This window comes from Sporosarcina sp. P33 (assembly GCF_002077155.1).
Lineage (GTDB): Bacteria > Bacillota > Bacilli > Bacillales_A > Planococcaceae > Sporosarcina.
This window is the reverse complement of record NZ_CP015027.1, coordinates 390046-409498: the sequence shown is the minus strand read 5'-3', so window position 1 is coordinate 409498 and position 19453 is coordinate 390046. Positions and strand designations below refer to the sequence as shown.

General features: G+C 44.3%; 19 protein-coding genes. 18 read left to right on the top strand and 1 reads right to left on the bottom strand.

What is annotated here, in order from left to right:
- Window positions 1-41: 41 nt before the first annotated feature.
- Window positions 42-971, bottom strand: coding sequence for a ribonuclease HIII (rnhC, locus tag SporoP33_RS01970; RefSeq protein ID WP_081242185.1), 930 nt, complete (start codon window positions 969-971; stop codon window positions 42-44).
- Window positions 972-1143: 172 nt separating this feature from the next.
- On the opposite strand from rnhC, the gene zapA reads away from it, so the two are divergent.
- The 18 genes from zapA (at window position 1144) to SporoP33_RS01880 (ending at window position 19448) form a co-directional block, all read left to right on the top strand.
- Window positions 1144-1404, top strand: a complete 261-nt coding sequence (zapA, locus tag SporoP33_RS01965; protein ID WP_081242184.1) for a cell division protein ZapA — start codon at window positions 1144-1146, stop codon at window positions 1402-1404.
- Between the two features lie 10 nt (window positions 1405-1414).
- A complete protein-coding gene (locus tag SporoP33_RS01960; RefSeq protein ID WP_081242183.1) occupies window positions 1415-1954 on the top strand; it encodes a CvpA family protein in 540 nt (179 codons plus the stop codon).
- An 86-nt stretch (window positions 1955-2040) separates the two neighbouring features.
- Window positions 2041-3747 (top strand): DNA polymerase/3'-5' exonuclease PolX, encoded by a 1707-nt coding sequence (gene polX / locus SporoP33_RS01955; protein WP_081242182.1) that lies wholly within the window; start codon window positions 2041-2043, stop codon window positions 3745-3747.
- 16 nt (window positions 3748-3763) lie between these two features.
- Complete coding sequence (locus SporoP33_RS01950; RefSeq protein WP_081242181.1) at window positions 3764-6121, top strand: endonuclease MutS2; 2358 nt, start codon at window positions 3764-3766, stop codon at window positions 6119-6121.
- Window positions 6122-6184: 63 nt separating this feature from the next.
- A complete protein-coding gene (locus SporoP33_RS01945; RefSeq protein ID WP_081242180.1) occupies window positions 6185-6598 on the top strand; it encodes a DUF350 domain-containing protein in 414 nt (137 codons plus the stop codon).
- Between the two features lie 355 nt (window positions 6599-6953).
- Window positions 6954-8657 carry a long-chain-fatty-acid--CoA ligase gene (locus SporoP33_RS01940; protein ID WP_081242179.1) on the top strand — a complete coding sequence of 568 codons (1704 nt, stop codon included), beginning with the start codon at window positions 6954-6956 and terminating at the stop codon, window positions 8655-8657.
- 89 nt (window positions 8658-8746) lie between these two features.
- A complete protein-coding gene (locus tag SporoP33_RS01935) occupies window positions 8747-9331 on the top strand; it encodes a fatty acid metabolism transcriptional regulator FadR (protein WP_081242178.1) in 585 nt (194 codons plus the stop codon).
- Between the two features lie 26 nt (window positions 9332-9357).
- A complete protein-coding gene (locus SporoP33_RS01930) occupies window positions 9358-10131 on the top strand; it encodes an enoyl-CoA hydratase (RefSeq protein ID WP_081242177.1) in 774 nt (257 codons plus the stop codon).
- Between the two features lie 23 nt (window positions 10132-10154).
- Window positions 10155-10928: an electron transfer flavoprotein subunit beta/FixA family protein gene (locus tag SporoP33_RS01925; RefSeq protein WP_081242176.1), complete on the top strand. Its 774-nt coding sequence runs from the start codon at window positions 10155-10157 to the stop codon at window positions 10926-10928.
- A 34-nt stretch (window positions 10929-10962) separates the two neighbouring features.
- Window positions 10963-11937, top strand: a complete 975-nt coding sequence (locus tag SporoP33_RS01920) for an electron transfer flavoprotein subunit alpha/FixB family protein (RefSeq protein ID WP_081242175.1) — start codon at window positions 10963-10965, stop codon at window positions 11935-11937.
- An 86-nt stretch (window positions 11938-12023) separates the two neighbouring features.
- Window positions 12024-12338, top strand: coding sequence for a thioredoxin (trxA, locus tag SporoP33_RS01915; protein ID WP_081242174.1), 315 nt, complete (start codon window positions 12024-12026; stop codon window positions 12336-12338).
- A gap of 67 nt (window positions 12339-12405) precedes the next feature.
- On the top strand, window positions 12406-14208 hold the full coding sequence (uvrC, locus tag SporoP33_RS01910; protein ID WP_081242173.1) for an excinuclease ABC subunit UvrC: 1803 nt from the start codon (window positions 12406-12408) through the stop codon (window positions 14206-14208).
- A 413-nt stretch (window positions 14209-14621) separates the two neighbouring features.
- Window positions 14622-15230, top strand: a complete 609-nt coding sequence (locus SporoP33_RS01905; protein WP_081242172.1) for a succinate dehydrogenase cytochrome b558 subunit — start codon at window positions 14622-14624, stop codon at window positions 15228-15230.
- Between the two features lie 53 nt (window positions 15231-15283).
- Window positions 15284-17038 carry a succinate dehydrogenase flavoprotein subunit gene (gene sdhA / locus SporoP33_RS01900; protein WP_081242171.1) on the top strand — a complete coding sequence of 585 codons (1755 nt, stop codon included), beginning with the start codon at window positions 15284-15286 and terminating at the stop codon, window positions 17036-17038.
- A 5-nt stretch (window positions 17039-17043) separates the two neighbouring features.
- Window positions 17044-17829: a succinate dehydrogenase iron-sulfur subunit gene (sdhB, locus tag SporoP33_RS01895; RefSeq protein ID WP_081242170.1), complete on the top strand. Its 786-nt coding sequence runs from the start codon at window positions 17044-17046 to the stop codon at window positions 17827-17829.
- Window positions 17830-18108: 279 nt separating this feature from the next.
- Window positions 18109-18558 (top strand): acyl-CoA thioesterase, encoded by a 450-nt coding sequence (locus tag SporoP33_RS01890; RefSeq protein WP_081242169.1) that lies wholly within the window; start codon window positions 18109-18111, stop codon window positions 18556-18558.
- 75 nt (window positions 18559-18633) lie between these two features.
- Window positions 18634-18846 (top strand): helix-turn-helix domain-containing protein, encoded by a 213-nt coding sequence (locus SporoP33_RS01885; protein ID WP_081244721.1) that lies wholly within the window; start codon window positions 18634-18636, stop codon window positions 18844-18846.
- A 116-nt stretch (window positions 18847-18962) separates the two neighbouring features.
- Window positions 18963-19448: a MarR family winged helix-turn-helix transcriptional regulator gene (locus SporoP33_RS01880; protein WP_081242168.1), complete on the top strand. Its 486-nt coding sequence runs from the start codon at window positions 18963-18965 to the stop codon at window positions 19446-19448.
- The last annotated feature ends 5 nt before the right edge of the window (window positions 19449-19453 follow it).

The window sequence follows — 19453 nt, the reverse complement described above, 5'->3', positions numbered from 1 at the left end:
ACTGAATTTGCAGGCTGCTTTTGCGCTTTTTTCGATGAATATTATTTTTTATATGCCAGTTTCAGCGCTTTTTGCGTATTGGCAAAATGAACTTTTGTAATGGAATGCAAGAACGGTTCTCCTTTTTTACGGATAATCTGGCATGCCGTCTGATCAACTTTGGGACCGGCGCCTTTAGGGAGTGTCACACCTGCTTTAGCACTTAACTGGTCCATTGCATCGAGGAACGCTACCCGCGCCAGGATGGAAGCCGTCGCTACCGATACGTGGAGATTTTCAGCTTTTGTAGAAAACAGAACTTTATCGTGGATAATCTGTGACTCATTTTTTAAGTGATTATAATAGACCCGGCGTTCCGCGAATTGGTCGATGAGAATGTGGTCCGGCAGTTCAGGTTGCATCTGTCCGAGTACATCCTGAATGGCCTGATTGTGAAGTACAGCTTTAATCTTACCTTGCGACCAGCCCTGACTTTGGATGTCATTATATTTTGCATTATCCAGCGTCAGCACAGAATGTTTTACAACTTGCTTCAAATCTTCCGCTATTTGCCGCATATACTGATCGGTCAGCTGCTTAGAGTCTTTCACACCCAATTCTTTAACCAGTTCAATCTGCGCGCTGCTGACAAAACAGGCGGCAACCGTGACGGGGCCGAAGAAATCTCCGGTTCCTGTTTCATCCGAACCAAGAACGGATAATGATGCGAAGTTTGCAGGCAGGACATCCCCTTTTGCTTCCGCAGATTTCACTTTCGCCGATGCTGAAACCGTGCCCCAGCGAGCCGCTTCCCTGTCTGCGCCTGCACCTTGAAACAGCACTTTACCTGAACGGTATGCCGTGATGGACGTATCTGAGATTTTTGCTGCAAATACAACGCCCGGTGCATTTCGCGTCACTTTATTTCTTTCATAGAAGCGGACGACTTCCGGCATTTCTTTTTCTGACAGAACAATTACCTGATTGCTCATTTCCTCACTCACTTCCTGGAATACTTTATTCATTAGTATACCTGAAATAAAAAATCTGTTGAATAATATTGGTGAAATATCAAACCCATTGTAGATATGAGGCATAATTGATTCACAATCAATTGTTTTTCATGGTATGATTATATAAGGGTTTTAGGGGGAGGGCGGAACAATGGCGGACAAACAAAAAGCCAGAGTGACAGTTGATATTTACGGACAAACATATACGGTTGTTGGTACGGAACCTTCTTCACATGTGCGTTATGTGGCCTCGCTCGTTGACGAAAGAATGCGGGAAATCAGTAAACATAATCGTCACCTGGACAGCAAGAGAATTGCGGTGCTGACGGCAGTAAATAGCGTGCATGATTATTTGAAATTGCAGGAAAAGGTTAAAGAATTGGAAGAAGAAGTGAGAAATTTGAAGGGTTGAGGGGCAAAACATGATAGATTTACTCATCATTTTACTGTTAGTAAGCGGTCTGATTGCAGGATTTAGACGCGGATTAATCGTACAGCTGATCCACATGTTTGGATTGATTCTGGCGTTGATCGTGGCGTATAAATACTATAAGCCGATGGCGGAAAAACTAATTTTATGGATTCCATATCCGGGTGCCACAGCAGCAGACAGTTTGAGCTGGAAATTTGAGCACTTGGATTTGGACATGACGTTTTACCATCTGATAGCATTTATTTTACTATTCGTTGGCGTGAAGCTGGTATTACAGTTAATTGGCTCAATGCTGGACTTCTTAAAGCATATTCCGGTATTTGGATTCGCGGCACGCTTAGTAGGGGCTGGATTAGGATTTGTAGAGTTCTATATTATTATCTTTTTCCTATTATCTGTACTCGCGATGCTTCCGGTAGAAGTAATTCAAAATTCTTTGGGGCATTCATTGCTGGCCAAAGCGATGTTCGAACATACACCGATTATTTCCTCGGCAATAAAAAATTGGTGGTTCGTTTATATGGGCTAGTGCCCGAAAATCATGTAATGTACATATGAACGAAAAGCTTCCCGATTGCGTGGAAGCTTTTTTATCAGAGTGAGGAGGACACTGACTTGAATAAAAAGACGATAATCCGCACGTTTGAAAAGATTGCATTATATATGGAATTACTTGGAGAAAATCATTTTAAAGTGGCGGCGTTCCGCAAAGCTGCATCTGTTTTGGAGCTGGATCCAAGAAGTTTGTCTGAGATGGATGATATTCTAACGCTAAAAGGAATCGGCAAAGGAACCGGCGCCGTCATTACAGACTTGATGGAAAACGGGACATCCGAAGTGCTGAAAGAGCTGGAAGACAAAGTTCCGAAAGGTTTAATTCCGCTGTTGAATATTCCAGGGCTAGGCGGCAAGAAAATAGCTAAATTGCGAGAAGCACTGAATATTGATTCGGTGGAATCGCTGCAGGCGGCCTGTGAAAAACAGGAAGTAAGCAAAGTGCCGGGCTTCGGGAAAAAGACAGAAGAAAATCTATTGCGGGAAATTGAAATACTTGCACAGCGTTCCGGTAAGACGCCGATCTGGCAAGTGGCAAAAATTGCGGACGCCGTTGAGGCTGAGCTGCAGCTGATTGATGAAATCCAGAAGTATCAGGTGGCGGGGAGTTTTCGCAGACGGGAAGAAGAGAGTTCTGATGTAGATTGGATTGTTGTAACAGAACAGCCAAAAGCCGTCAAAGAAAAAATATTAGCAGCGCTGCCGATTGAAAAAATTATTGCTGCAGGAGATGCTAAACTGTCGATTTCACTGGATACAGAACATCCGATTGATGCAGACTTCCGTTTTGTAACAGAAGATCAATTTGCCACTGCCCTGCATCACTTCACAGGTTCAGCTGCTCATAATGTCCGGATGCGCCAGCTGGCAAAAAGCCGCAAGCAGAAAATCAGTGAATACGGTGTAGAAGATAAATCCGGACAAGTACAGACGTTTTCGAGTGAAAAAGAATTTTTCGCACATTTTGATCTGCCGTTTATTCCGCCGAGCATTCGTAAAGATGGAACAGAACTTGATCGTGCAGACGAAATCGCTCAGCTCGTTACCCCTGAACAGATCCGTTCTGATCTTCATATGCATACGACATGGTCAGATGGAGGTTACTCCGTGGAGGAGATGGTGGAAGCCTGCCGCGCTAAAGGATATTCCCATATGGTCATCACCGACCACTCGCACTATTTAAAAGTCGCAAACGGCCTGACTCCCGAGCGTTTGCTGAAACAGATAGAAGAAATTCGCGCGGTCAATGAAAAATACGACGACATTGAAGTGTTCTGCGGCACCGAGATGGATATTCTCCCTGATGGCCGGCTGGATTTTGATGATGAGATTTTAAAACAGCTGGACTTTGTCATAGCATCCATCCATTCCAGTTTTAATCAGCCGCAGGAGCAAATCATGGAGCGTCTGTATGCCGCGTGCAAAAATCCGTACGTGCATATGATCGCGCACCCGACTGGACGAATTATCGGTCAGCGCGAAGGGTATAATCCGGATATCGATCAGCTGATCACGTGGGCGGGTGAGTACGGCAAAATACTGGAAGTTAACGCAAGCCCTTACCGTTTGGATTTGCGTACGGAACATTTAATTCAGGCTAAAAATGCAGGAGTTCTGATCGCAATCAACACAGATGCACACGCAACAGAACAGCTCGATATTATGCCGATTGGCGTGGAATATGCCCAAAAAGCGTGGCTTCCTGCTGAACAGGTCATTAACACGTGGCCGCTAGAAACATTCATTGAGAAAGTGATCCGCAGATGAAAGGAAGTGTGAGACATTGGAAAAGCGTGTCTTAAAAACACTTGAATTTGATAAAATCATTCAACAGGTCTCTGCACAGTGTACGTCCAAAGCTGGCCGTACACATGTAGAGCAGCTGGTGCCTTCGAAAAGTCTTGAAGATGTCAGCCGTTTACTTGAAGAAACAGATGAAGGACTGGCTTTATTACGAATACGCGGTAATGTGCCGATGGGCGGAATCCACGACATCCGTCCCCACGCGAAACGGGCACAGATCGGCGGTATGCTGAGTGCTATGGAACTTGTGGAAATTGCCGATACAATTCGCGCAAGCAGAATTCTGCGGCAGTTCCTTGAGGGGGTTAAAGAAGAAGGCGAAATCTCCATCCCTCATTTACTGGCCCGCAAAGATGCTATGCCGATTTTAACGGCGATTGAGCATGAAATCAATGCGGCAATCGATGATAATGGACGGGTAGTGGACAGTGCTTCTTCCGCTTTACGTTCTATCCGCCAAAGTTTGCGGATTCAGGAAAGCCGGGTGCGCGAACGGCTGGAGAGTTATACGAGAGGAAAGAATGCCTCCAAAATGCTGTCAGATGCAATCGTCACGATGCGTAACGACCGGTATGTTATTCCTGTAAAAGCAGAATACCGTTCACATTATGGCGGTGTCATCCACGACATGTCATCTTCAGGACAGACATTATTTATTGAGCCAGACGCAGTCGTCCAGGCAAATAATGAAATTCGCGAATTGAAAGTGAAAGAACAGGAAGAAATTGAAAAGATTCTGCTCGCATTGTCCGCCAGTGTGCAGGAAATCGCTCACGATCTGTTCACGCTGGTGCAGCTGCTGGCGGAAATAGACGTCATATTGGCAAAAGCAAAATATGGGACAGCCAATAAATGCACCAAACCGGCTGTTAATGCAGATGGCTACATGCGCCTGACAAAAGCGCGTCATCCGCTGCTTCCAATTGAAGAAGCGGTGGCCAACACGATTGAATTTGGAGAAGACATTACCACAATCGTCATCACCGGTCCGAACACGGGCGGTAAAACAGTCACCCTGAAAACGGTGGGGCTCTGTACATTGATGGCACAGGCAGGATTGCCGATCCCTGTACTCGACGGCTCTGAAATCGCTGTCTTTGATTCCATCTATGCAGATATCGGAGACGAGCAGTCGATTGAGCAAAGCCTGAGTACATTTTCATCCCATATGGTCAACATCGTCAATATTTTGAAGAAGTTCGATGACCGTTCTCTTCTTTTATTTGATGAATTGGGCTCTGGAACCGACCCGCAGGAAGGAGCGGCACTCGCTATTTCCATTCTTGATGAAGTACACGGCAGCGGGGCGCGTGTCATGGCAACCACTCACTATCCGGAATTGAAAGCGTACGGCTTTAACAGGCCTGGTGTGGCAAATGCCAGCGTAGAATTCGACATCGACACATTGAGTCCGACGTACCGCTTGCTGATTGGAGTGCCGGGGCGGAGTAATGCCTTTGAAATCTCGAAGCGGCTGGGCCTTCATCATCATATAATTGACCGCGCAAAGAGTTTTACCGGCGAAAACCGCGGGGAAGTGGACAGCATGATTGCGTCTCTTGAAACGAGCCGTGTACAATCTGAAAAGGATGCTGAACGTACGCATAATGTACTATTAGAAACGGAAAAGTTAAAGCAGGAATTGAATGAAAAACTTCAGGAATTTGAAGAGCAGAAAGACCGCTTGACGGAAGCCGCGAAAGAAAGAGCAAAAAAAATCGTCGAGCAGGCCAAAATCGAATCCGAAGCTGTGATTTCAGATTTACGCGCTCTGCGCATGAATGCAGGAGCCAACGTCAAAGAGCATGAATTGATCGAAGCGCGGAAACGGCTGGAAGGCGCCGCGCCAGAAGAGAAGAAAAAGAAAGCTGTCAAGGCACAGGCAGGTCCGCGTCCGCTGAAGCAAGGCGATGAAGTGAAAGTGCTGGCCTATGGACAAAAAGGGACTCTAATCGAAAAAGTCTCCGACAAAGAGTGGGTTGTGCAAATCGGTATATTGAAAATGAAATTACCGGAATCAGGTCTTCAATATACGAAGCCTGAGAAAGAAAAGAAACCAGTCACTGCAGCCGCAGTAAGGGGCCGTTCGGAGCATGTGAAAATGGAACTCGACTTGCGCGGCGAACGTTATGAAGATGCGATTGCGCGAACGGAGAAGTATATAGATGATGCATTGCTGTCCAATTATCATCAGGTGAATATAATTCACGGCAAAGGCACAGGTGCCCTGCGCCAAGGTGTGCAACAGTACTTAAAGAAACATTCGCGCGTGAAATCTTACCGGTTTGGTGAAGCCGGAGAAGGCGGCAGCGGTGTTACAGTCGTCGAATTAAAATAAATGAAACCTTTTGTCTGCCTGAACCGTATGACAGGCAATAGAACATAAAGAAGGTGCCGCATTATGAATCATACGGGGTTTTGGAGTCATCCATTAGTTGAGAGCGCTGGCTACTTCAGTGTCGTCACACTATGTTTGATCGTATCCATGGTGTTATTTGAAATCGTAACAAAATATAGAAACTGGGAAGAGATCCGTAAAGGGAATTTGTCGGTAGCGATGGCGACGGGCGGAAAAATCTTTGGCGTCGCCAACATTTTCCGCTATTCCATCGAGCAGCATAACAGCCTGCCGCAAATGATGGGTTGGGGCCTGTATGGATTTACATTGCTCATATTCGCTTATTTACTGTTCGAGTTCCTGACACCGAAATTTAAAGTGGATGAAGAAATTCAGGCGGATAACCGTTCCGTCGGCTTTATATCGCTTTGCATTTCGGTCGGTCTGTCGTTCGTCATAGGCGCCAGTATTGCATAGGAGATCGTAATTTATGGAAAGACTGATCAAAATACTTATTGTAGTCTGTGTACTCTTTGTCCTCATCGGAGTATACTGGCTCGTCACCAATACACCCTGACCTGCGTCCGGGTGTATTTTCTATTTTGTTTCCATAAAAGACCGCTTACTTGTAACTGACAACGCATCAGCATTGGCATAGATAGAACTTTCTTATGTCACAGGTATAACGATGCTAGCTCTCTCATAGAATGAGAGGTGTTTATATAAAGAGATAAAGCGCTTTCATATTTATCTTGTAAACTAAATAGTTTATCGATATACTAATGAACAAGGAATGTTCAAACTATTACATTAATGTAAAGGAGTTGTGAAGATGACGCAAAAACCTTGGCTTGCTGCTTACCCAAAAGAAATACCGACTACTTTGGTCTATGAGAAAATTCCGCTGCAGGATTATTTAACGAGATCCAGCAAAAAATATCCTGATAAAACCGCTATTCACTTTCTTGGGAAGGATATCACATTTAAGGAATTTCATGAATCTGCACTGAAGTTTGCGGCTTACTTGCAAAAACTCGGCGTAGTAAAGGGCGACCGCGTAGCAATTATGCTGCCGAACTGTCCGCAAGGCGCTATTGCTTATTACGGCATTCTCTATGCTGGGGGGATTGTCGTACAGACAAACCCGCTTTATACTGAACGCGAACTGAACTATCAGCTTTCCGACTCAGGTGCAAAAGTAATTATTTCGCTTGATATTCTGTTTCCGCGTGTAACGAAAGCGATGAAAGGAACTGCTCTGGAGCACATCATAATTACTGGCATCAAAGATTACCTGCCGTTTCCAAAAAATCTTTTGTACCCATTCCTGCAGAAGAAAGAGCATAAGCTGACCGTAAAAGTCGAGCATCGCGGCATTCATCATTTATATACTGAAATAATGAAATCTGCGAAACCTGATCCGGTACACGTAGCGTATGAAGACGGCGATATCGCATTACTGCAATATACGGGAGGAACGACTGGTCCGCCGAAAGGTGTGGAGCTGACCCATTCGAATTTAATCAGCAATACGGAAATGTGCAGCGCGTGGCTGTACAAAACGACTGATGGTGAAGAAACGATTATGGGGATTCTGCCTTTCTTCCATGTGTACGGCATGACAACAGTACTGATATTTGCAGTCATGAAAGGCCACAAAATGGTATTGATTCCGAAATTTGATTTCAAGACAGCTTTAAAAGATATCGATAAACAAAAGCCGACATTATTTCCCGGCGCACCGACTATTTATATCGGATTATTAAATCACCCTGATTTGGGAAAGTATGATCTTTCTTCTATTAAAGCTTGTATCAGCGGATCTGCTGCTTTGCCGATTGAAGTAAAAGAGAAGTTTGAAGAGGTAACTGGCGGTAAACTGGTGGAAGGATACGGACTGACTGAAACGTCACCGGTTGCGATGGCGAACTTTGTATGGGATGGGATTGAAAAGCGCGGTTCTGTCGGCGTGCCTTGGCCTGATACAGACGGCTGCATACTGGGCCCCGGATCAAGTGAACCATTGCCGGCGGGAGAAATTGGCGAAATTGCGGTAAAAGGACCTCAAGTAATGACGGGTTATTGGAACAGACCAGATGACACGCAGGAAACATTCCGTGACGGATGGTTTTTAACGGGAGATCTGGGGTATATGGATGAAGACGGGTACTTCTATATTGTAGACCGTAAAAAGGATATGATAATTGCCAGCGGTTTCAATGTGTATCCGCGTGAAATTGAAGAAGTGCTGTATGAACATCCGGCTATTCAAGAATGCATCGTCGCAGGTGTACCGGATCCGTACCGCGGAGAAACAGTGAAAGCATATATTGTATTAAAAGAAGGATATTCCGTTACAGAAAAAGAATTAGATAAATATTGCAGAAAACACCTTGCTGCATTTAAAGTTCCAAGACAGTACGATTTCCGTGATGACCTTCCAAAAACAGCAGTAGGTAAAATTCTGCGCAGGACGCTTGTGGAAGAAGAACGAAAGAAATTGACTGAAGAAACGGACACGTTAAAAAGTTCATAACAAAATACTTGACTCCAACTGAAAAGTTTATTAATATGAAAATATGAATGAATCGTCATTCATATTTTCTTTTTTGGTGGTGAAACATAATGAAGCGTACAAAACCTAAATATAAACAAATTGTAGACGCTGCAGTCATTGTTATTGCAGAAAATGGTTACCACCAGGCGCAAGTCTCTAAAATCGCTAAGGAGGCAGGAGTTGCGGATGGCACGATTTATTTATATTTTAAAAATAAAGAAGACATCCTAATCTCCGTATTCAGAGAAAAAATGGCGATATTCGTAGAGAATATAAAAGAGATACTAGAGAAGGATCTTCCCATCTCAGATAAATTACAGCTGGTTGTAGAAAATCATTTCAGAGTCTTACAAGAAGATCCGCATCTGGCAATCGTCACACAATTGGAGCTCAGACAGTCAAACAAAGATCTGCGTTTCCAAATTAATAATGTGTTAAAAGAATATATGGTTTTGCTGGATACTTTGCTTGAAGAAGGAGTAGAGAAAGGAGAACTGTCTTCTGAACTTGACCTCAGACTCGCGAGGCAGATGTTATTCGGCACGATGGATGAGACGATTACTTCTTGGGTGATGAACGAACAGAAATTTAATTTAATCAATTTAGCGCCTAAGGTCAGCAATATGCTGCTTCATGGCTACAAACAGCAGTAATTGTTGCAGTAAAGGAGAGATGGAAAATGACATTAATTAACTTGGAGAAGGACGGTCATGTCGCATTAGCGAAAATTGACCATCCGCCAGCAAATGCCCTATCCTCGAAATTGATTGAAGAAGTCAATCAGCTGTTAACGAGCGTGGAGAACGATGATGAAGTCCGCGTAGTCGTCCTGTACGGCGAAGGACGATTTTTCTCGGCTGGTGCAGACATTAAAGAATTTACAACCGTTGATACGGGGGATGCGTTCACGAAGCTTTCAGCCAAAGGCCAGGAAGTTTTTGAACGATTAGAAAACTTTGAGAAACCTGTAATCGCTTCCATTCACGGTGCAGCACTTGGCGGAGGCCTGGAGCTTGCGATGGCCTGCCATATCCGCCTCGTAACAAAAACTGCGAAACTTGGTTTGCCGGAGCTGCAGCTTGGACTCATTCCGGGCTTTGCAGGAACACAGCGCTTGCCGCGTCTGGTCGGCCCGGCAAAAGCTGCAGAAATTATGCTGACGAGTGATCCGGTCTCGGGAGAAGAAGCTGTGCAATGGGGACTCGCAAACCATGCATACTCTGATGAAGAACTATTGTCGGAAACATTGAAACTCGCAAAAAAGATTTCTGCTAAGAGTCCGATAGCGGTAAAACATGCACTAAACATGCTTTCTTATTCTAAAGACCAGTCATTTTATGATGGTGTAGAAGCGGAAGCAAAATCGTTCGGCGAAGTGTTCGTGTCTGAAGATGCAAAAGAAGGAATTCAGGCATTTATTGAAAAGCGTCAGCCTACATTTACCGGAAAGTAATTATCGAATAGGAGGTTCTAATAATGAACATTTATGCATTAGTAAAAAGAACATTTGATACGGAAGAAAAAATTTCGATCTCAAACGGTGCCATTGCAGAAGACGGTGCTGAATTCATCATCAACCCATACGATGAGTATGCAGTGGAAGAAGCGATTAAACTGCGCGACGAACACGGCGGAGAAGTTACGGTATTGTCTATCGGAGATGAAGAAACCGAGAAACAGCTGCGCACAGCATTGGCGATGGGCGCAGATAAAGCTGTACTGATCAATATTGAAGATGATATTGACGAGATCGATGAATATACTGCAGCAAAAGTCATTGCAGACTATCTGAAGGATAAAGACGCAGATCTGATTCTTGCGGGTAACGTGGCAATTGACGGCGGTTCAGGACAAGTCGGGCCGCGTGTGGCAGAACTGTTAGGGATCAACTATGTAACGACTATTACTGAGTTAACTGTAGACGGAACGAACGCAACAATTGTACGTGATGTAGAAGGAGATGCAGAGACAATCGAAACATCTTTGCCGCTTCTTGTCACTGCACAGCAGGGCTTAAACGAGCCGCGTTATCCTTCATTGCCGGGTATTATGAAAGCGAAGAAGAAGCCGCTGGAAGACTTAGAGTTTGATGATCTGGATCTGGATGAAGATGATGTGGAAGCAAAAACAAAGACAGTGGAAGTTTTCCTGCCGCCTGCTAAAGAAGCGGGACGCGTCCTCGAAGGGGAGCCGGCAGAGCAGGCCGCTGAACTTGTAAAATTATTGCATTCCGAAGCGAAAGTAATTTAATTCTTATAGAACCGTAATTAGGAGGGACTACATTATGTCAAAGAAAATGTTAGTTTTAGGTGAAGCACGTGATGGAGAACTGCGTAACGTATCATTTGAAACGATTGCAGCGGCAAAGAAAATTTCAGACGGCGGGGAAGTGGTCGCTGTTCTCATCGGGGACCAAGTCCAGTCGCTGGGTGAAGAAATGGTTCATTACGGAGCGGACCGTGTAGTAACAGTCGAGCATCCTCACTTGAAGCACTATACACCGGACGGCTTCGGACAGGCATTCATGGCTGTCTACGAAGATGAATCTCCGGACGGCGTTGTGTTCGGCCATACTGCAATGGGGAAAGACCTGTCACCTAAAGTTGCAAGCAAGCTTGGAACGGGATTAATTTCAGATGTAACAAAAATTGAGGGAGAAGGCGATGCAGCAGAATTCATTCGTCCGATTTACTCAGGTAAAGCATTTGAAAAAGTAGAAGTGAAAGAAGGACTATTATTCATTACGATCCGTCCGAACAATATTGAGCCTTTAGCACATGATGCAAGCCGCACGGGTGACGTGGCTTCGAAAGACGTGGAAATCAAAAATCTGCGTTCCGTAATTAAAGACGTCGTGCGCAAATCAACTGAAGGTGTGGATCTGTCTGAAGCGAAAGTTATCGTAGCCGGCGGACGCGGAGTGAAAGGTGCTGAAGGATTCGAGCCATTAAAAGAATTGGCTAATCTTCTTGGCGGAGCGGTCGGCGCCTCGCGCGGGGCATGTGACGCAGATTACTGTGACTATTCACTGCAAATTGGGCAGACAGGAAAAGTGGTCACACCAGACTTGTATATCGCAGCAGGGATTTCCGGCGCGATTCAGCACGTGGCAGGTATGTCCAACTCCAAAGTCATCGTCGCAATTAACAAAGATCCTGAAGCAAACATCTTTAAAATTGCAGATTACGGCATCGTAGGCGACATTTTTGAGATCATCCCAATCATGATTGAAGAGATTAAAAAAATCAAAGCGAGCTAATTTACCGGTACAAGCATTTTTTTAGCCCCTCGCATACCTCCATGATATAATACAAACATAGTTGTAGACTAAAGGAGGAAATAGTAATGGCAATTATTAATGCAACCGATTCTAACTTTGCTGAAAATATTAAAGAAGGCGTAGTACTTGTGGACTTCTGGGCACCTTGGTGCGGTCCTTGTAAAATGATCGCTCCTGTACTTGAAGAACTTTCAGGTGAAATCGAAGGAAAAGCGAACATCGTTAAAGTGAACGTCGATGATAACCAGGCAACTGCAAGCCAGTTCGGTATCATGTCCATTCCGACACTTCTTCTATTTAAAGACGGAGAAGTGGCTGAAAAAGTAGTGGGCTTCCAGCCGAAAGAAGCACTTGCTCAATTAGTTGAAAAACACGCGTAAACAATACGTGTAAATACAAGAGACCGGGAGCTGCTTCAGCCGCCCGGTCTTTTAGTAGGTGAAAATAATGAATGAAATCATTGAACATAAACTGTCAATCCTTCCGGAACTGCCCGGCTGCTACTTAATGAAGGATCGCCAAGGAACGGTCATTTATGTCGGGAAGGCGAAAGTACTGAAGAACCGTGTGCGCAGCTATTTCACCGGCTCCCATGACGGCAAGACGCAGCGGCTCGTCGGGGAAATAGAGGATTTTGAATATATAGTCACCAATTCGGAAATCGAGGCATTGATTCTCGAATTGAACATGATCAAGAAATACGATCCGAAGTATAATATTATGCTTAAAGATGATAAAACGTATCCGTATCTGAAGATCACCAATGAACGGCATCCAAAACTGATCATCACGCGGAAAGTTAATAAGAAGTCGGGCAAATACTTCGGTCCGTATCCGAATGCCACGGCAGCCCATGAAACAAAAAAACTGCTGGACCGGCTGTATCCGTACCGAAAATGTCAAAGCATCCCGGCGCGCGCGTGTTTGTATTACCATATAGGCCAATGTCTGGCACCCTGTATAAAAGAGGTGCCTGCTGAAGCTTATACGGAAATGATCGCGGACATTACACGCTTTCTGAACGGCGGTTATAAAGAAGTAAAAAAAGAACTGCAGCAAAAGATGAATGAAGCCGCTGAAGAACTGGAATTTGAGCGTGCAAAAGAATATCGTGATCAAATTACGAATATTGAAACCGTCATGGAAAAACAGAACATGACAGCTAATGACTTCACAGACCGCGATATATTCGGTTACGCAGTGGACAAAGGCTGGATGTGTGTGCAAGTGTTTTTTGTGCGCCAAGGTAAATTGATAGAACGGGATGTATCGATTTTCCCTGCTTATCAAGATCCTGAGGAAGAATTACTGACATTTCTCGGCCGTTTCTACGGGGAAGCGCAGCATTTACTGCCAAAGGAAGTGCATCTTCCTGAAACGGTAGACCTTGCTCTTGCGGAACAATTGCTCGATACAAATGTTTTTATCCCGCAGCGGGGCAAGAAGAAAGAACTTGTAAAATTGGCTGATAAAAATGCATCCATCGCACTGAACGCCAAGTTTCAAATTATTGAGCGGCAGGAAGAACGGACGATCGGGGCTTGTGAAGAACTTGGGGAAGCGATGAATATCAGCACACCGCTTCGTATTGAGGCATTTGATAACTCCCACACTCATGGTGTAGAACCTGTCTCCGCTATGATTTCCTTTATAGACGGCAGACCGAATCGCAAAGATTACCGGAAATACAAAACAAAGACAGCAGCGGCGCATGATGACTACGGGGCCATGCGCGAAGTGATCAGACGGCGTTATACGCGGGTATTGAAAGACCGCCTGCCGCTGCCGGATTTAATTGTAATTGACGGCGGTAAAGGACAGATGGAAATTGCGCGTGAAGTGCTTGAAGATGAACTCGGCCTGTCAATTCCGATTGCCGGACTGGCAAAAGACGATAAGCATAACACTGCGCAGTTACTGTATGGACACCCGCCTGAAATCGTACCATTAAAGAAAACAAGCGAAGCCTTTTACTTATTGCAGCGTGTTCAGGATGAAGTTCACCGATTCGCGATCACATTCCACAGACAGCGAAGAGGGGCATCTTCTCTGACCTCTTCACTGGACGGGATTGAAGGCATAGGACCGAAACGAAAACAGCAGCTTCTCAAGCACTTCAAAACCGTCAAAGCCATCCGTGAAGCAACATCTGAACAACTGAAAGAAGCAGGTATGCCTAAAAAGGTAGCTGATGACCTGCTTGCTCACTTTCAGCAGCCCGAATCAGAAAAAAAGCCCCTGACGGAATAGAGTCGAGGGGCTTTATCAAACGAGTGATTACTGGCCAGCCAGGTTAAAACTATATTTTCCACCTTACACTTTGAGAATAATTGAAATTTTTAAATAAATTAAATCCGCTGACTTTCCGTGCATCCGACCGGATTGAAGAGAGGAATCAAAACTTTAGGAAACAGCCGGCGCAAAAGCGTTTATGCTTGTCGGCTGCTGTCGTCTGCTGCTGAAAAAACAAGGGGTCAGGCGATGAATTTTGAAAAATCATAATATAGTATAAAAAGTAGACAGCATCTTGACCTGTCCTAAACAGAGGAGTACAATGTACATGTTATCATATTGTACCACGAAGAGAGATACTGGTGAAAGCGAACCAAATAGAGAAACGCGTCATTACAGTATAATCTCAGAAATAAGGGAGGGTAAAAGACTTGTCGAAAGAAACAGATTTTTTCTTGCGCCGTCTACATTCGTTGCTTGGTGTAATTCCCGTTGGACTCTTTGTTGCCCAACACTTGGTTATTAACCATTTTGCAACGCGCGGTGAGGAAGCATTCAACACAGCATCTAATTTTATGGGGAACTTGCCGTTTGTGCTATTCTTGGAATGGTTTATTATCTACATTCCACTTATGTTCCACGCTTTTTACGGAGTGTACATAGCTTTCTCAGCAAAATACAACGTGAGCAATTACGGTACTTTCCGCAACTGGATGTTCACGCTCCAGCGTTTCACGGGCGTATTCCTAGTCATCTTCATTGCATGGCACGTGTATGAGACTCGTATCCAAAAAGCGCTAGGTGCTGAAGTAGACTTCAACATGATGGCCGATATATTATCGAATCCATTTATGCTTGTTTTCTATATCGCAGGAGTACTGTCTGCTACTTTCCACTTAGCTAATGGACTTTGGTCATTCTGTGTTACTTGGGGTATTTCACAATCACCAGAATCTCAGAAGATTGTATCTTACATTACAATGATTGTATTCTTAGTTCTATCTGTAATCGGAGTTCAAGCACTTCTAGCATTTGTATAATTACTTAACTGACTAACTAATGAAATTACGTATAATTGAGGAGTGAAACAATAATGGCAAAAGGCAGATTGATTGTCGTCGGTGGAGGACTAGCTGGACTTATGGCTACCATCAAATCAGCAGAAGCTGGCGTACCGGTTGACTTGTTCTCGCTAGTACCTGTAAAACGTTCCCACTCCGTATGTGCCCAAGGCGGCATTAACGGTGCTGTAAACACGAAAGGTGAAGGCGACTCCGTCGATATTCACTTTGACGATACAGTTTACGGTGGAGACTTCCTAGCGAATCAAAAACCAGTACAGGCAATGACGGCAGCAGCTCCTGGAATTATTCACTTATTGGACCGTATGGGTGTTATGTTCAACCGTACTCCAGAAGGACTATTGGATTTCCGTCGTTTCGGTGGTACACTTCACCACCGTACAGCGTATGCGGGTGCAACTACTGGACAGCAGTTACTGTATGCTCTGGACGAGCAAGTTCGTTCACACGAAGTAACAGGATTGGTAAAAAAGTATGAGCACTGGGAATTCCTAGGAATCATTAAAGATGAAGAAGGAACGTGCCGCGGCATTAAAGCGCAAAACATGAAGACAATGGAAATTCAAGCATTCAAAGCCGATGCAGTCATCATGGCAACAGGCGGCCCTGGTATTATCTTTGGTAAATCTACAAACTCTGTTATTAACACAGGTTCTGCAGCTTCCATCGTTTATCAGCAGGGTGCGAAATATGCAAACGGAGAATTCATCCAAATTCACCCGACAGCGATTCCAGGGGACGATAAGCTTCGTCTGATGAGTGAATCAGCACGTGGTGAAGGCGGACGGGTTTGGACATATAAAGACGGAAAGCCATGGTACTTCCTGGAAGAAAAATATCCGGATTACGGTAACCTCGTTCCCCGTGATATCGCAACACGTGAAATCTTTGACGTGTGTGTAAACCAAAAACTTGGCATCAACGGTGAAAACATGGTGTACTTGGATCTGTCACACAAAGATCCTAAAGAACTCGACATTAAACTTGGCGGAATCATCGAGATTTATGAGAAGTTCACAGGAGACGATCCTCGTAAATTGCCGATGAAAATCTTCCCGGCTGTTCACTATTCAATGGGCGGTCTGTGGGTTGATGATCACCAGCAAACAAGCATCCCAGGCCTATTCGCTGCGGGTGAGTGTGATTATTCACAGCACGGTGCAAACCGTCTGGGCGCTAACTCTTTACTTTCTGCTATCTACGGCGGAATGGTCGCAGGACCAAACGCTATCGATTACATGAAGCATCTGAAGCGGACTGCTGACGAACTACCTGCAGATATCTATGAAGATGCAGTAAAAGAAGAGCAGCAGAAATGGGAAGACACGCTCAAAATGAATGGTACAGAAAATGCGTACGTTCTTCACAGAGAGCTTGGCGAATGGATGACTGACAACGTAACGGTTGTACGTTTCAACGATAAGTTGAAAGAGACAGACGATAAAATTGTCGAGTTGCTTGAACGCTATGAAAACATCAACATTACAGATACGCAACAATGGTCTAACCAAGGAGCCACATTTACACGTCAGCTGAAAAACATGCTGTATTTAGCGCGTGTAATTACATTGGGCGCATTATATCGGGACGAGAGCCGCGGCGCGCACTATAAGCCGGAATTCCCGAACCGTGATGATGAGAACTTCTTGAAAACAACAATTGCGGAATTTGATGGAGTATCTGCACCGATCATTTCTTATGAAGAAGTAGATACATCTCTAATTCCTCCACGTATACGAGATTATTCAGCGAAGAAAGGAGATTGATAAAGGTGAGCGAACAACAAACAGCAACTGCACAAAAAACTGTCGTGTTTGATATCGAGCGTCAGGACACTGCCACTTCAAAGCCATACACGGAAAGATTTGAAATTCCTTACCGTCCGAATATGAACGTTATTTCGGCTTTAATGGAAATCAGACGTAACCCTGTAAATGCTAAAGGTGAAAAAACTACACCTGTAAACTGGGATATGAACTGTTTGGAAGAAGTATGCGGTGCATGTTCAATGGTTATTAACGGCCGCCCGCGCCAGTCATGTACTGCGCTGGTTGATCAGTTGACACAGCCTATTAAATTGCAGCCTATGCGCACATTCCCGGTCGTCCGTGACTTAGTGGTTGACCGTGAGTTCATGTTTGATTCATTGAAACGCATCAAAGCATGGGTTCCGATCGATGGCACGTATGATCTTGGTGAAGGTCCGCGTATGCCTGAGCGTAAGCGTCAGTGGGCATATGAATTGTCTAAATGTATGACTTGCGGTGTATGTCTGGAAGCTTGTCCGAACGTTAACGACAAGACGAACTTCATGGGACCTGCATTGATGTCACAAGTACGTTTATTCAACGCACACCCAACCGGTTCAATGAATAAAGACGAGCGTCTGGCAACTGTAATGGGAGATGGCGGCATCACAGAGTGCGGTAACGCACAAAACTGTGTAGTTGCTTGTCCTAAAGGTATTCCATTGACGACTTCTTTAGGTGCAGTCGGCAGAGCAACAACGATTCAAATGTTCAAGAACTTCTTCGGAAGTGACCACCAGGTAGATTAATATCTATACAAAATAGAGCTGTCCCGGGAGTCGTAACGATACGACTTCCCGCGGCAGTTTTTTTATTTCTGAAATTGAGAGCAGTGTAAGGCCAGTCTGGGAAAGAGGATCCGCCTTCCGCAGCTTCACTGCCTTTGTACTGAACGAATTCCTGTCTGTCATCTGACCTTTAGCATCTGAAAATATACATAGAACACTTCCTCCAGTTGTTTGACGTTCATTCATAATTTGCTATAATGAAAGAATGAATGTTCATTCATTTTTAAAGGGGGAATTATAATGAGAGCAACTTATATTCAAGATGCAGAGAAATGGGAAGAAAGTTTTACGTTCCATGCTGATGTTTCCGTCCGATTTTCAGAGACCGATATGTACGGTCATCTAAACAATACAAAGGTATTTGCGTATTTTGAATATGCGCGAATCGAGTATTTGAAATCGCTGAACCGTATGGAAAAATGGATTGATCCAAAAGGCACTACCATACCGATTGTGGCCGATTTACAATGTGATTTTGTGAAGCAGGTATTCTTTGATGAAAAGCTGCGCATTTACGTAAAAGCTGACTCTATGGGAAAGAGTTCAGTCGATTTGCACTATATGGCTAAAAACGAACGCAATGAGATCGTCTTTACAGGAAGAGGAACAATTGTCCAAATCGGAAGAGATACCGGAAAGCCTGTCGCATGGACGGAAGAGGAAAAGCAAGTGTTCCTGGAAAACTCGTAAAAGCCTACACAGCCGCCCTTACGCTTACATATCCTAAGATGAAAGCGTAAAGAGGAGGGGCGCATCTTGGATGAAATGCAAAACCGTTCTTTATTAACGAACCGAGAACGACAAATATTTACCTTGCTGGTAGAAGATTTCACAACTAAAGAAATTGCGGGACAGTTGACTATCAGCGAAAAGACCGTACGAAATCATATTTCGAATACGATACAAAAACTCGGTGTTTCAGGCAGAGCACAGGCTATTGTCGAATTATTACGTTTAGGCGAATTACAGCTGAACTAAAAGTACTGCTTTGTAAAGCGACGTTAGACTGATATTTGTTCAATAGGTGTCCATAACTCCTTCTCCAGTAAAAGATCGGTTGAAAAACTATTGCGTTCATCAATGAAAACGGTACAATGAAAAGACAGGAAACATTTCAGGGAGCTGATTTATTGTTGAATGAACCAAAAAACGTATCAACCGATATCGCAGCATTGGAAAAAGACTTGAGGTATATTGCGTCCATTATTAAAGCACAAGGACGTAAAATACTGAAAAACTATACGATCACACCGCCTCAATTCAGTGCACTTCAATGGCTGCTGGAACACGGCGATATGACAATCGGAGATTTGTCCGCCAAAATGTTCTTAGCTTTCAGCACGACGACGGACTTGGTGGATCGTATGGAAAACAGTCAATTAGTGAAACGGGTGCGGGATGAAAAAGATCGCCGTGTCGTCCGTATTCACTTATTACCTGAAGGAGTACGGATTATCGAGGAAGTTATCCAGAAAAGACAGGGATACTTGCAGGATGTACTCATCAATTATGACGAACAAGAAATTCAGCAGCTGTCAGGTCTGCTGTCCAAATTGCACGAAGAGATGATAAGAGATTGAGGGAT